Below are 13086 nucleotides of genomic sequence, written 5' to 3' on the forward strand. Positions count from 1 at the left end.
AGGACGTTGGTGAGGCCCCCGATGGGTCAATGCATGAAGCTGGTGGAGAAGAGCGGCAAGGCTCCGTCGCTCAAGCCGAGGAGGAGTATCCCTTGATTATTACGCGCATCGAAACCTTGCGGACTTTGGAATTCGCCAATGTCCTGTGGGTTCGCATCCACACGGACGCCGGCATTATCGGACTTGGCGAAACCTTCTATGGCGCCGGTGCCGTCGAGGCCCATATTCACGACACGCTGTCTGTCCGCCTTCTTGGAAAGAATCCGCTTCATATCGAAGCGTTGCACAAGGAAATGCTCAACCTGCCGATGGCGCAATCATCGACAGGCGTCGAGTACCGGGCGGCCTCGGCAATCGATATCGCGCTCTGGGACCTGTTTGGAAAGGTCTGCGATCTCCCGGTACACCAGATGCTGGGCGGCCTTTGCCGCGACAAGTTGCGGATCTACAATACCTGTGCCGGTTACGGCTATGTGCGCTCGAACAATATCAAGCCGGTTTCGAACTGGAATTTCAGCAAGAGTGAAGCGGCCGGTCCCTATGAGGATCTGGAAGGTTTCATGACGGACGCAGGCGCATTGGCCGAAAATCTGCTGGAAAGCGGCATCAACGCGATGAAGATCTGGCCGTTCGATCCTGCGGCGATCGAGAACCATGGTCTCTATATCTCGGCCGAGCAGATGAAGCAGGCCATTCGGCCCTTCGAACAGATCCGCAAGGCTGTCGGCGACAAGATGGATATCATGGTCGAGTTCCATTCGCTGTGGAACCTGCCGACGGCGATGAAGATTGCCCGTGCGCTCGAACCCTATGCGCCGATGTGGTATGAGGACCCGATCCGGATGAACTCGCCGCAGGCGCTGGCCGAATATGCCCGTTCGACCGATGTCTGGGTCTGCGCCAGCGAGACGCTCGGCTCGCGCTTCCCCTACAAGGACATGCTCGATCGCGATGCCGCCCATGTCGTCATGGTCGACCTATGCTGGACGGGCGGGCTGACGGAAGGCCGCAAGATCGCCTCGATGGCGGAAACCTACCATCGGCCGTTTGCGCCGCACGATTGTATCGGCCCTGTCGGCTTTGCCGCCGCCATCCACATGTCGTTCAGCCAGCCGAATACGTTGATCCAGGAATCGGTGCGTGCCTTCTATACCGGCTGGTACAAGGAACTGGTGACCGCTGTGCCGCGCATCGAAAACGGCTATGTCTATCCGATGGACGGACCGGGGCTTGGCGTCGATCTGCTGCCGGCGGTATTCGAGCGGTCCGACCTCATCGTTCGCAATTCGCAAGCTTGAGGAACAGTCATGTCAGCCAAACTTTTCGACCTGAGCGGCAAGACCGCATTGGTGACGGGTTCGTCGCGTGGCCTTGGACGCGCGATTGCCAGCGGCCTTGGCGCCGCCGGCGCTCGCCTCATCCTCAACGGCTCGGATGCAGGCAGGCTTTCAAAGGCCGCCACTGAGCTGCGGGCCCAGGGGCTTGCCGTCGACGAGGCACCATTCGACATCACCGACGAAGCGGCCATCGTTGCCGCTTTTGAGCGATTTGACAAAGAGGGGCTTGCGGTTGACATCCTCGTCAACAATGCCGGCATTCAGTTGCGCAAGCCGATGGTGGAGTTGACGACGCCCGAATGGCAGAAGGTCATCGACACCAATCTGACCAGCGCCTTCGTGGTCGGCCGCGAGGCCGCCAAGCGGATGATCGGCCGTGGCCACGGCAAGATCATCAATATCGGTTCCCTGACGAGCGAATTGGCGCGGGCCACCGTTGCCCCCTATACCGTTGCAAAGGGTGGCATCAAGATGCTGACCCGGGCAATGGCGGCGGAATGGGCCGAGCATGGGGTGCAGGCCAATGCGATCGGCCCCGGCTATATGCTCACCGATATGAACGAAGCCTTGGTCAACAATCCGCAATTTGATGCCTGGGTGAAGGGTCGTACCCCGGCCAAGCGCTGGGGCCGCCCGGAAGAACTCATCGGCACGGCCGTTTTCCTGGCATCCGAGGCATCCGGCTATGTCAACGGTCAGATCATCTATGTCGATGGCGGGATGCTGTCCGTCCTTTGAAGTCCACAACGAAATTAATGGACGCGCTTCGCTCGAGGCGTGTTCTCATCAGCGAGAGGTCGCCATGCTTGGCGTTATATTGCATGCGCCCAAGGATCTGAGGATCGAACCGATCGAGGTGGTCAAGCCCGGCCCCGATCAGGTTCGCATCCGCATCAATGCCGGCGGGATTTGCGGATCCGATCTTCACTACTATCACCATGGCGGCACCGGCCTGATCCGCCTCAAGCAGCCAATGGCGCTCGGCCATGAGATTGCCGGCACCCTCGAAGAGGTGGGCAGCGGCGTCTCGCATCTGGTTCCCGGCATGCGCGTCGCGGTCAATCCGAGTGGTCCGTGCCACCGCTGCGAATATTGCCTGCAGGGCGCCCATAACCAGTGCCTCGACATGCAGTTCATGGGAAGTGCCATGCGAATGCCACATGCGCAGGGTGGCTTCAGGCAGAACATCACCGTAAGCGTCGCGCAGGCAATCCCGATTGCCGATAGCGTGACCATGGCCGAAGCAGCCGTGGCGGAGCCGCTCGCCGTCTGCCTGCATGCAGCGAAGCAGGCAGGATCCCTGATGGGCAAACGTGTTCTTGTCACCGGCGCCGGCCCCATCGGGTCTTTGGCTGTGCTGGTTGCCCGCTATAGCGGCGCCCAGGAAATCGTCGCGACTGACATTGGTGATTTTGCCCTGCAAACGGCGGCGGCACTCGGGGCTAGCAAGACCATGAATACATCTAGGGAACCCGACGCTCTCGAGCCCTACAAGAAGGGCAAAGGAACATTCGATGTTCTCTTTGAAGCATCAGGCAATCAGGCCGCGCTTAACAGCGCTCTGCCAGCAATCCGGGCAGGCGGCATCATCGTCCAGCTTGGTCTCGGTGGCGATATCAGCATTCCTATCAATATGATCGTCACCAAGGAATTGCAGTTGCGCGGCACATTCCGTTTTGACGAGGAGTTCCAGCTTGCCGTCGATCTGATGGGGCGCAAGCTTATCGACGTCAAGCCGCTGATCACCAATACGCTTCCCTTCGAAGAGGCTGACGTAGCTTTCCAACTGGCGTCCGACAAAAGCAAGGCAATGAAAGTGCAGCTTTCCTTCTGACTGTCAGGTGAGAAGGACAAAGTGGTCGTTCCTTCCTCGGTGGATTTTCCCGTTGCGCGGACGGAGAATTTGCCACGAAGACGCAGATGTAAAGAAAGATGCCGTCTTCTTCCGTTCGGGGATGACAAGGCGGAACATGCTCCTATTCTCTAGGAGCAATCATTTTCTTCATTCCGGATTCCGGCATCATCCAATTTTGACAATATTCCTGGGAGGACATCATGACGCGTGCAGTGGTCATTGGAGCGACGGGCCATGTCGGCACCTATCTCGTGCCGCGACTGGTGGAAGCTGGACATGAGGTGGTGGCGATCAGCCGTGGCCAGGCAAAACCCTATTCGCCAAACCGGGCCTGGGATGATGTCGAGCAACGGACGATGGATCGAGCCACTATGGAGAAGGACGGCAGTTTCGGGCCGGCCATCCGCGCGCTGAAGGCCGATATCGTCATCGACATGATCTGCTTCACCTTGGAGAGCGCCAAACATCTGGCCGAAGCTCTTACCGGCCATGTCGGTCATTTCCTGCATACAGGCACCATCTGGACGCACGGCTATCCCACCGTCGTGCCGACGCTTGAGGAAGCGCCGAAGCGGCCCTTCGGCGAATACGGAATTCAGAAAGCCGCCATTGAGACCTATCTGCGGGCGGAGGCGCGCAACAAGGGTTTTCCGGCGACGCTGATCCATCCCGGCCATATTGTCGGCCCCGGCTGGGCGCCGCTTAACCCGGCCGGTCATTTCAATCTCTCAGCCTTTTCGACGCTGGCGCGTGGCGAAACGCTCGTGCTGCCGAATTTCGGCCTGGAAACGGTCCACCATGTCCATGCCGACGATGTCGCCCAGATGTTCATGGGCGCAATCGCCAATTGGCGCGCCTCGACCGGCGAGAGCTTTCATGCGGTTTCGGGCGGCGCGCTGACGCTCAGAGGCTATGCCGAAGCCATGTCGCGCTGGTTTGGTCACGAACCGAAGCTGGAATTCCTTGCCTACGACAAGTGGGCGGAAGGCCAGACGCTGGAGGATGCGACGGCGACCTGGGAGCATATCGCCCGCAGCCCGAACTGCTCGATCGCGAAGGCCAAACGTCTTCTCGGCTATGCGCCGCGCTATACTTCGTTACAGGCCGTGCAGGAGTCGGTGGCGTGGCTGATGGCGAATGGGCGGCTCGGGTAGCGGCGCTCGCCTATCCAGGAGGCTATCGCCGCAGCCAGGCTTCCATTCCTCTTGCCGCTGCACGTCCGCTGGCGAAGCAGGCAGTGAGAAGATAGCCGCCGGTCGGCGCTTCCCAGTCGAGCATCTCCCCGGCAACAAACACGCCGGGGAGGGCTTTTAACATATATCCGTCATCGACGCCGTCCCAGCGGACGCCGCCGGCGGACGAGATGGCCTCAGCGATGGGCCGTGGCCGCAGCAGCGGGATCGGCAAGGCTTTGATCAGCCGTGATAGCTGCTCCGGATCTGCGAGAGCAGCCGGAGGAACAAGCTCCCGCAACAACGCCATCTTGACGCCCTCAATCCCCGCGCCCTTGCGCAGGCGATTGGAAAGGCTGGCCTTCGCATCCTGCCGCGCGAGATCGCGCGACAGCCGCTCCACCGTTCTGCCGGGTGCGAGGTCGACCAGCAGCACAGCTTTGCCGTCGCTTGCAAGCCGGTCGCGCAGGCAGGCGGCATGGGCATAGACGAGGCTGCCTTCGATGCCGTGTTGGGAAACGACGAATTCGCCGGGAAAGGTCCCGGCGTCGGACGTTGCCGTGACCGCCTTCAGCGGCGCGCCGGCGAAGCGCTCCCTGAAGATTGCGCTCCAGGCGACGTCGAAGCCACAATTAGCGGGCTGGAAATCGGCAATATCGACACCCTTATCTCGCAGCCAGCTGGTCCAGCCGGCGTCCGAACCGAGCCGGGGATAGCTGGCACCGCCGAGCGCAAGCAGGGCTGCATCGCATCGGATAGTCTTACGCCCTTCCGGCGTTTCGAAAACGAAGCCGCCTTCGGCGAAGCCCGACCAGCGATGCCGCGTCAGGATATTGACGCCTTGCGCCTCCAGCCTGCCAAGCCAGGCGCGCAGCAGGGGCGAAGCTTTCATGGCTTTCGGAAAGACGCGGCCCGAGGTGCCGGTGAATGTCTCCGTACCGAGCCCTGCCGCCCAACCCCTGATATCATCGGGCGTGAAGGCCTCAAGGGCAGGGCGCAGCCGTTCGGAGGCAGAGCCGAACCGATTGGCAAAGCGGGCAAAATCCTCGGCATGGGTAATGTTGAGGCCGGATTTCCCCGCCAGCAGGAATTTGCGCGCAACCGTCGGCATGCTGTCGTAGACGCTGACCCGATGGCCGGAAAGAGACAGCACCTCAGCCACCATCAGGCCGGCCGGCCCGCCACCGATGATCGCGATCTGTTTTTCTGTCATGGAGCCGTCCGACGCTGGTTCGTTTTTGCTGTCTTGGGCCGAGCGGCCGTCGAAAGCAAGGTGGTTTCGGCTATTCGTCCGTGGGGCTGATGGATAGGCTTGGATAGGGTGGCCGACGAGCTACATCGCTTTCGCGAAAGAAGAAATTTATATAACTATGTAGTTACTCAAGCGTCCGATTTCTGGGAGACTGTCAACTTGCGCGATGATCGGGTACTTGTCGGTGACGAGAAGGCCGCATCGGCCTTCCTGATACAGCCGAGAACCTTGATGTCTGAAGCCAAAACCGCAAAGAGCCGATCGAAGAGCGTTGATGCCGAGGCCGCTGATCCGGCGGTGTCGAGTGCGCCCGTCGAGCGGCCACGGCTTCGGGATGCCGAGCGTACCAGCAAGGCGATCCTGGCGGCGGCGACCAAGGAGTTTGCTGAGCGTGGCTATGGCGGTGCCCGTGTCGATGCCATTGCCGAGCGCGCCAAGATCAACAAGCGCATGCTCTATCACTATTTTGGCGGCAAGGACGCGCTCTATGTCGCGGTCCTCGAAGGCAGTTATGTTGCCATCCGGTCGGCGGAAGCACGGCTTGATCTGTCGCATCGCAGTCCCAGCGAGGGCATGCGGGAGCTGGTTGTTTTCACATGGAAATATTTTCTGGATCATCCGGAATTCCTCGGCATTCTCAGCACGGAGAATATGCAGAAGGCCCGCTTCCTGAAGCGCTCGGCCCGGATTTTCGAGCTGCATTCGCCGTTGGTCGCGGAGATTTCCAGTCTGCTCGACCGTGGCGTTGCCGCCGGCGATTTCCGCTCCGGCTGCGATCCGGTCAAGATTTATATGAGCATTGCGGCGCTCGGCTCCTTCTTCCTGACGAACCGCTGGACGCTCTCGACGATCTTTCAGCGCAATCTCTCCGAAAAGTCGGAAATCGATGCCTGGGGCGAGCATATCATCGAGGTCATCTTCGCCTACCTGCGCCCCTGATAGCCCGGATCACCTAATTCACGAAAATCTGCATAACTGCCGTCGCGATCGCTGACGACGATCGTTGACAGAGCCGCTTTGTCGTGTCAGTCATGTAACTATATAGTTATTTACGGGAGGAATGACTTATGGCGACGAAGCCGATCGGCATCATCATGCACGGCATTACCGGCCGCATGGGGTACAATCAGCATCTGGTGCGCTCGATCCTGGCGATCCGCGATCAGGGCGGCGTGCTGCTTGCCAATGGCGACAAATTGATGCCGGAGCCGATCCTTGTTGGCCGCAACGCCGAGAAGATCGCGGAGATCGCCCGCAAGCACGGCGTCGCTAAGACGACCACTGATCTCGATGCTGCGCTCGCCGATCCGAACAATACGATTTTCTTCGATGCCGGCTCGACCCAGATGCGCGTTTCCCTGCTGGAGCGGGCGATTGCCGCCGGCAAGCACGTCTATTGCGAAAAGCCGATTTCCGAGACGCTGGACGAGGCGCTTTCGGTTGCGGCCTCGGCGGAGCGCCGCGGCGTCAAGAATGGCGTAGTGCAGGACAAGCTCTTCCTGCCGGGCCTGCGCAAGATCGCCATGCTGCGCGACAGCGGCTTCTTCGGCAAGATCCTCTCGGTGCGCGGCGAATTCGGCTATTGGGTGTTTGAAGGTGATTGGGGCGTGAAAGCGCAGCGGCCCTCCTGGAACTATCGCAAGGCCGAGGGCGGCGGCATGATCCTCGATATGCTGCCGCATTGGCGCTATGTGCTCGACAATCTCTTCGGCGAAGTTAAAGCCGTGAGCTGCTACGGCGCGACCCATATTCCGAGCCGTGTCGATGAAAACGGCGAAACCTATGTCGCCGATGCCGACGATTCCGCCTATGCCACCTTCGAGCTCGAGGGCGGTATCGTCGCCCATATCAACTCCTCCTGGGCTGTGCGCGTGCGCCGTGACGATCTCGTCACTTTCCAGGTCGACGGCACGCATGGCTCTGCGGTCTGCGGCTTGATGCGCTGCTGGACACAGCATCGCGTCAACACGCCAAAGCCGGTATGGAATCCGGATCAGCCGCAGACGATCAATTTCTTCGACACCTGGGACGAGGTGCCGGATACGCAGGTCTTCGATAACGGGTTCAAGGCGCAATGGGAGGGCTTCCTGCGCCATGTCGCCGAGGATGCGCCGTGGAAATTCACACTTCGCGAAGGCGCCAAGGGCGTTCAGCTTGCCGAGCTTGCTCAGAAGAGTTGGGTCGAGCGCCGCTGGATCGACGTTCCCACACTTGCCGCCCGCTAGGAGGTCGAGACCATGACGAAGACCCTTCGTTTGCCGACCGCCGAAGGCAAGCTCGCCGCTTTCACTGTCGCTAACACACCGCTTTCGCCGCCGGAGCGCCCGGCTGGTGGTCATCGCTTCAATCGTGTCGCCTATGCGGCCGCCCATGTCGTCGTCGATCCATTGGCCGATAACGATCCGTGGCTCGACCGCAACATCGATTGGGACCGGAGTATCGCGTTTCGCGAATATCTATGGGACCTCGGTCTCGGTGTGGCCGAAGCCATGGACACGGCGCAGCGCGGCATGGGCCTCGACTGGGCCGGCGCCAAAGAGTTGATCACCCACGCACAGTCGGCCGCCCGCAATCGCCCGGACGCGTTGATCGCTTATGGCGCCGGCACCGATCATCTCGCTCCCGGTCCCGACGTCACCATCGATGACGTCATCCGCGCCTATGAAGAACAGATCGCCTTTGTCGAAGGGCAGGGCGGGCGCATCATCTTGATGGCAAGCCGCGCACTTGCCGCTGCGGCCAAGGGGCCGGACGATTATATCCGCGTCTATAACCGCATTCTCGGACAGGTGAAGCAACCGGTGATGATCCACTGGCTCGGCTCGATGTTCGATCCGGCGCTGGCGGGCTACTGGGGTTCGTCGGACGATATGCGCGCCATGGAAACGGCAGTCGCCATCATCAACGACAACGCCTCCAAGGTCGATGGCGTCAAGATCTCGCTGCTGTCGGCCGAAAAAGAGATCGTCATGCGCCGCCGCCTCGATCCCTCAGTCAAAATGTATACCGGCGACGATTTCAACTATGCCGAATTGATCGCTGGCGACAGCCAGGGTTATTCGCACGCACTGCTCGGTATCTTCGACGCCATTGCGCCGGCGGCAAGCGCTGCGCTGTCCAAACTCGCCCAGAATGACCTCGACACCTTTCACCAGATACTGGCGCCGACCGTTCCGCTGTCGCGGCACATCTTCAAGGCGCCGACCCGCTTCTATAAGACCGGCGTCGTCTTCCTCGCCTATCTCAACGGCTTTCAGGATCATTTTCAGATGCTGGGTGGCCAGCAGAGCACGCGCTCCGTCGTGCACCTTTCGGAACTTTTCCGTCTGGCGGATACGGCGCGTGTTCTGAGGGATCCTGATCTTGCCGTGCAGCGGATGAAGACGATCCTTGCAACGGTCGGCGTCGCCTAATCGAGGATAGGATCTGGGAGGATCATCTGCATGGCTATATCTGGCCTTTCCATCAATCTTGCGACCGTGCGCCAGCAATATGACATGCGCCAGGCGGTCGAGGCCTGCCTGAAGCAGGATATCGTTGCGATCGCGCCCTGGCGTGATCAGGTGCATAAGATCAGTCTTTCGGAGGCCGCGAGGATCGTGGCCGATAACCGGCTGCAGGTCACCGGCCTTTGCCGCGGCGGCATGTTTCCGGCAGCGGACGCCGAGGGTTTGAAGGCAGCGATCGATGATAACAAGCGGGCGATCGACGAGGCGGCGGCGCTGAATGCCGATTGCCTCGTGCTTGTTGTTGGCGGCCTGCCGAAGGGGTCGAAAGACATCGGCCAAGCCCGCGAAATGGTGGCGGATGGTATCGCGACAATCCTGCCGCATGCCCGCAGCGCCGGTATTCCGCTGGCGATCGAGCCGCTGCATCCGATGTATGCCGCCGACCGCGCCTGCGTAAACACGCTGGAGCAGGCGCTCGACATTTGCGATCTGCTGGGTGAGGGCGTCGGCGTCGCCATCGACGTCTATCACGTCTGGTGGGATCCGAAGCTCTACGAACAGATCGCCCGCGCTGGCGCCAATGGCCAGATCCTGGCGCATCACATTTGTGACTGGCTGGTGCCGACCACGGATCTCCTGCTCGATCGCGGTATGATGGGCGACGGCGTCGTCGACCTGAAGCGCATCCGCGCGGCCATCGAGAAGGCCGGCTATGTCGGCGCGCAGGAAGTGGAAATCTTCTCGGAAGCGAACTGGTGGAAAAGGCCTGGCGAAGAAGTCCTCTCCACCTGCGTCGATCGCTTTCGCACCGTCTGCTGACGAGGGCCGACAATATCGAAAGACATAAAAATGCCGGGCCGCTTATGGCCCGGCAACACATTCAAGACTCGAATCCGGCGGCTTATTCGGCCGAAACGATCTTGCCACCTTCCCACTTGAAGAGCGAGAAGCTCTGCGAGGTCAGGTCGCCGGTTTCGCCGTAGGTGACCTTGCCGATGGCGGTGTCGATCGGCTCGCCGGTCTTCAGGGCGGCGCCGACAGCTTCCGCGTCGTCGGCCTTGCCGGCCTTTTCGATGCCGGCTTTCAGCACCTGCACGGCGGCATAGGCGTTGAGCGTGAAGGCTTCCGCCGGAATGTTGCGTGCCCTCAGGGCAGCGACGGCGCTCTGCGAATCCGGATTCTTCAGGGCGTCGGCCGCGTTGGTGAAGATCGTGCCGGCAGCGGCTTCATTGGCGATCGCCCAATATTCGCTGTTGGACAGGCCATCGCCGCCGATGATCGTCGCCTTGACGGAGATGTCCTTCAGCTGACGGGCAAGCAGACCGGCCTCCGGATGATAGCCGCCGAAGTAGATCAGTTCGACGCCGGCCTGCTTCAGCTTTGCCGTCAGGGCGCTGTAGTCCTTTTCGCCCGGGGTCAGGGAATCGTTGATGACCTCGGTCACGCCGCCCTTGTTGAGGGTAGCCTTGAAGGCGTCCGCCAGGCCCTTGCCGTAGGCGCCCTTGTCGTTAAGGATGGCGATCTTCTTGTCCTTGAAGTTCTTCACCACATAGTCGGCTGCGACAGTCGCCTGCTGGTCGTCGCGACCGCAGGTGCGCAGGATGTTGGTCAGGCCGCGATTGGTGAGGTCTGGAGCGGTCGCGGTCGGCGTCACCATCAGGATACCGTTTTCAGAGAGTGCGTCCGAAACCGGAATGGCGACGCCTGAGGTCACGGGACCGACGACGAAGCGGATGCTGTCACCGACGAAACCGTTGGCAACGGAGACGCCCTGCTTCGGATCGCCGGCGTCGTCGCCGAGCTTCAGGACGAGCTTCTGGCCGAGAACGCCGCCGCTCTTGTTGATTTCGTCGATGGCGGTCTCTGCGCCATTCTTGACCTGATCGCCATAGGCGGCGACGGGGCCGGTCAGCGGCGCGATCAGGCCGATGGTGATATCGGCATGCGCGAGCGGCGCAAAGGCCAGCGAGGCGACGAAGGTCGCGGCCGTCAATGTCTTCAGACTCATTTTCTCTCTCCTCGGATGGGCACGGCAGCGCCCTTTGAACCCGCCGCAATGGCCTGTCGTGACGCGCGAACTGCCGCAAGGCGCCCTGAAATGGAGACAGGAAGTTACATCGAGGCCGATGAGCGCTTTCGGACATTTTTGACCTCAAAAGCGCTCATAAGGGTAGTTTCTGTAGGAATATTAGTACGATTCCGCAAGAAAATAACCGTCCCGAAGACAACTTTTGCGATTTTCAGGGCGTTTTCGTCGAAGTAGTGCCCCCGGAATTTGACGGGTTGCGGACGTTTCTTAACCGTCTTCGGCACCGCCAGTGGCATCCCAGCTCCCGGTCATCAGCGAACTAGGCGACCAGCCGTCCTCGCGGAATTTCCAGCGCAACGGCAAGGCACCCGGGCGACGGACGATCTTGCGCGGCGTGAAGCGCCACAGTCGTTCCGCGCCCTGAAAGGTTGATATCTCCGGCGCATTCAGAATGACCTCCACCTCGCCAGTGAGTTGCAGTAGCTCGCCGCTCTCAAAATCCGCAAAGACCAGCCCAGCCTTCGGATTGAGGACGAAATTGCCGAGCGTGTTGAAGAACAGGTTGCCGGCAAAATCCGGAATGGTCAGCACGCCGTCGCTGCCGATACGCACAAACCCCGCCTTGCCACCGCGATGCGACACATCCACCTGTCTTTGCCCATCCTCGCGGTCGACATAGGAGGCAACGAAAAAGGTGTCGGCGCCAGCGATCATTTCTTTTGCCTCGGCGTCGAGCGCGATCAGATGTTGCGCTGGCCGATCCGTCTGTTTGGACGGATCGCGGACAAAGGTGAAATCCCGCAGCTGGATATATCTGGGACAGTTGCCGTAGGCCTGAGCGACCGAGACATCAAAGCCATCATTTCCATGCCGGCGGATCGTGCCGTTCAGCCGGTTGCGGCGGCGAGTATGAAGCTCGATCCCGAGCATGCCGATAGCATCACTATCCTGCATGCCCACGTCGGCGGGATCGGACGGATCACGCGCAAGGTCGACACTCAGCGTATGGACATCGGGGCTATGCAGGAAGCCGGGACGGGCGGCTCGCAGTGTCGCCCAGGCGTTGCCATCTGCATCGACGCTGCCGAGTACGATGAAGGGCAGTTGCGGATAGAAGTCGCGGTGCTGGTCAATCAGATGATCGCGCAGCACACGCTGGCCAACCTCGCCCATCCGCTCCGCCACACCGACCGTTTTCTGCAGCGCGATTTCCCCGGCATGCCAGGGAGAGACATCTTCAGCTTTGTTGGCGGTGAACATGATCCGGCCTTTCGATGAGCCTCAGGCAGCGTCGGCAATGCCGATCGGGGTCTTCTGGAAGGGATAGAAGCCTGGCAAAGCCTCGATGCGGGCAAGCCATGCGGTGACGTTGTGGTACCGGAAGCGATCGACATTGCCCTCCGGCGCGCGGGCGATGTAGCTATAAAGCGCGACATCGGCGATCGTCGGATGATCGGCCGCGATCCATTGGCGACTGGCAAGCTCAGCGTCGATCAGCGTCAGGATGGCATGGGCGCGAGCGATGACTTCATCCGCATCGAACTTCGCGCCAAAGACGGTGACGAGGCGGGCGGCGCAGGGTCCGTAGGCGATTTGGCCCGAGGCCACCGAAAGCCAGCGCTGCACGGCGGCAGCGCCAGCCGCATCTTCCGGCAGCCAGCTCTTTTCAGCGTATTTTTTGGCGAGATAGACCAGAATGGCGGTGGAGTCGGGAATGATGACGCCGTCGTCATCCAGCACCGGAACCTGCCCGAAGGGATTGAGTGCCAGAAACTCGGGCGTCTTATGTTCTTTTCCGGCAAGGTTCACTTCGACGATCTCGGCATCGACACCGATCAGGGAAATGAACAGTCGGGCGCGATGGGCATGGCCGGATAGCGGATAGAAATAGAGTTTCATCATGGCGGATCTCCAGATCGATAATCGTCCGACCAAACATGATTGTTTCTTTGGGAAAGCAGAAGTGTGATAAAAGGCAAGATACTGTTCCGT

12 protein-coding genes are annotated in these 13086 nt (G+C 60.6%); 8 read left to right on the plus strand and 4 right to left on the minus strand.

Features of this window, described 5'->3' with window-relative positions; genetic code table 11:
* Positions 1–92: 92 nt before the first annotated feature.
* The 4 genes from AC1RO0_RS08470 (at position 93) to AC1RO0_RS08485 (ending at position 4346) form a co-directional block, all read left to right on the plus strand.
* Complete coding sequence (locus AC1RO0_RS08470; RefSeq protein ID WP_498592463.1) at positions 93–1298, plus strand: mandelate racemase/muconate lactonizing enzyme family protein; 1206 nt, start codon at positions 93–95, stop codon at positions 1296–1298.
* Between the two features lie 9 nt (positions 1299–1307).
* Positions 1308–2075 (plus strand): SDR family oxidoreductase, encoded by a 768-nt coding sequence (locus AC1RO0_RS08475; protein WP_498592464.1) that lies wholly within the window; start codon positions 1308–1310, stop codon positions 2073–2075.
* Positions 2076–2139: 64 nt separating this feature from the next.
* The gene (locus AC1RO0_RS08480; protein ID WP_498592465.1) at positions 2140–3171 is read left to right on the plus strand and encodes an L-idonate 5-dehydrogenase; all 1032 of its coding nucleotides are present in this window, start codon (positions 2140–2142) and stop codon (positions 3169–3171) included.
* Positions 3172–3392: 221 nt separating this feature from the next.
* A complete protein-coding gene (locus tag AC1RO0_RS08485) occupies positions 3393–4346 on the plus strand; it encodes an NAD-dependent epimerase/dehydratase family protein (RefSeq protein ID WP_498592466.1) in 954 nt (317 codons plus the stop codon).
* A 22-nt stretch (positions 4347–4368) separates the two neighbouring features.
* On the opposite strand, the gene AC1RO0_RS08490 is transcribed toward AC1RO0_RS08485, so the two are convergent.
* A complete protein-coding gene (locus AC1RO0_RS08490; protein WP_498592467.1) occupies positions 4369–5577 on the minus strand; it encodes a TIGR03862 family flavoprotein in 1209 nt (402 codons plus the stop codon).
* 270 nt (positions 5578–5847) lie between these two features.
* Between AC1RO0_RS08490 and AC1RO0_RS08495 the strand changes: the two genes are divergently transcribed.
* The 4 genes from AC1RO0_RS08495 (at position 5848) to AC1RO0_RS08510 (ending at position 9884) form a co-directional block, all read left to right on the plus strand.
* Entirely contained in the window at positions 5848–6555 is a 708-nt protein-coding gene (locus AC1RO0_RS08495) for a TetR family transcriptional regulator (protein ID WP_498592468.1), read from the plus strand.
* A 128-nt stretch (positions 6556–6683) separates the two neighbouring features.
* Positions 6684–7841, plus strand: a complete 1158-nt coding sequence (locus tag AC1RO0_RS08500) for a Gfo/Idh/MocA family protein (protein ID WP_498592469.1) — start codon at positions 6684–6686, stop codon at positions 7839–7841.
* A gap of 12 nt (positions 7842–7853) precedes the next feature.
* Complete coding sequence (locus AC1RO0_RS08505; protein ID WP_498592470.1) at positions 7854–9029, plus strand: dihydrodipicolinate synthase family protein; 1176 nt, start codon at positions 7854–7856, stop codon at positions 9027–9029.
* A gap of 30 nt (positions 9030–9059) precedes the next feature.
* Entirely contained in the window at positions 9060–9884 is an 825-nt protein-coding gene (locus tag AC1RO0_RS08510) for a sugar phosphate isomerase/epimerase family protein (RefSeq protein WP_498592471.1), read from the plus strand.
* Positions 9885–9966: 82 nt separating this feature from the next.
* On the opposite strand, the gene AC1RO0_RS08515 is transcribed toward AC1RO0_RS08510, so the two are convergent.
* From AC1RO0_RS08515 to AC1RO0_RS08525, 3 genes are all read right to left on the minus strand, one after another.
* Positions 9967–11073: a branched-chain amino acid ABC transporter substrate-binding protein gene (locus AC1RO0_RS08515; RefSeq protein WP_498592472.1), complete on the minus strand. Its 1107-nt coding sequence runs from the start codon at positions 11071–11073 to the stop codon at positions 9967–9969.
* A 288-nt stretch (positions 11074–11361) separates the two neighbouring features.
* Entirely contained in the window at positions 11362–12354 is a 993-nt protein-coding gene (locus AC1RO0_RS08520; RefSeq protein ID WP_498592473.1) for a flavin-nucleotide-binding protein, read from the minus strand.
* Positions 12355–12375: 21 nt separating this feature from the next.
* Positions 12376–12993, minus strand: a complete 618-nt coding sequence (locus AC1RO0_RS08525) for a glutathione S-transferase family protein (protein WP_498593354.1) — start codon at positions 12991–12993, stop codon at positions 12376–12378.
* Positions 12994–13086: the final 93 nt, after the last annotated feature.

The sequence above is a fragment of the Rhizobium sp. GW821-FHT14E12 genome, from assembly GCF_058803745.1.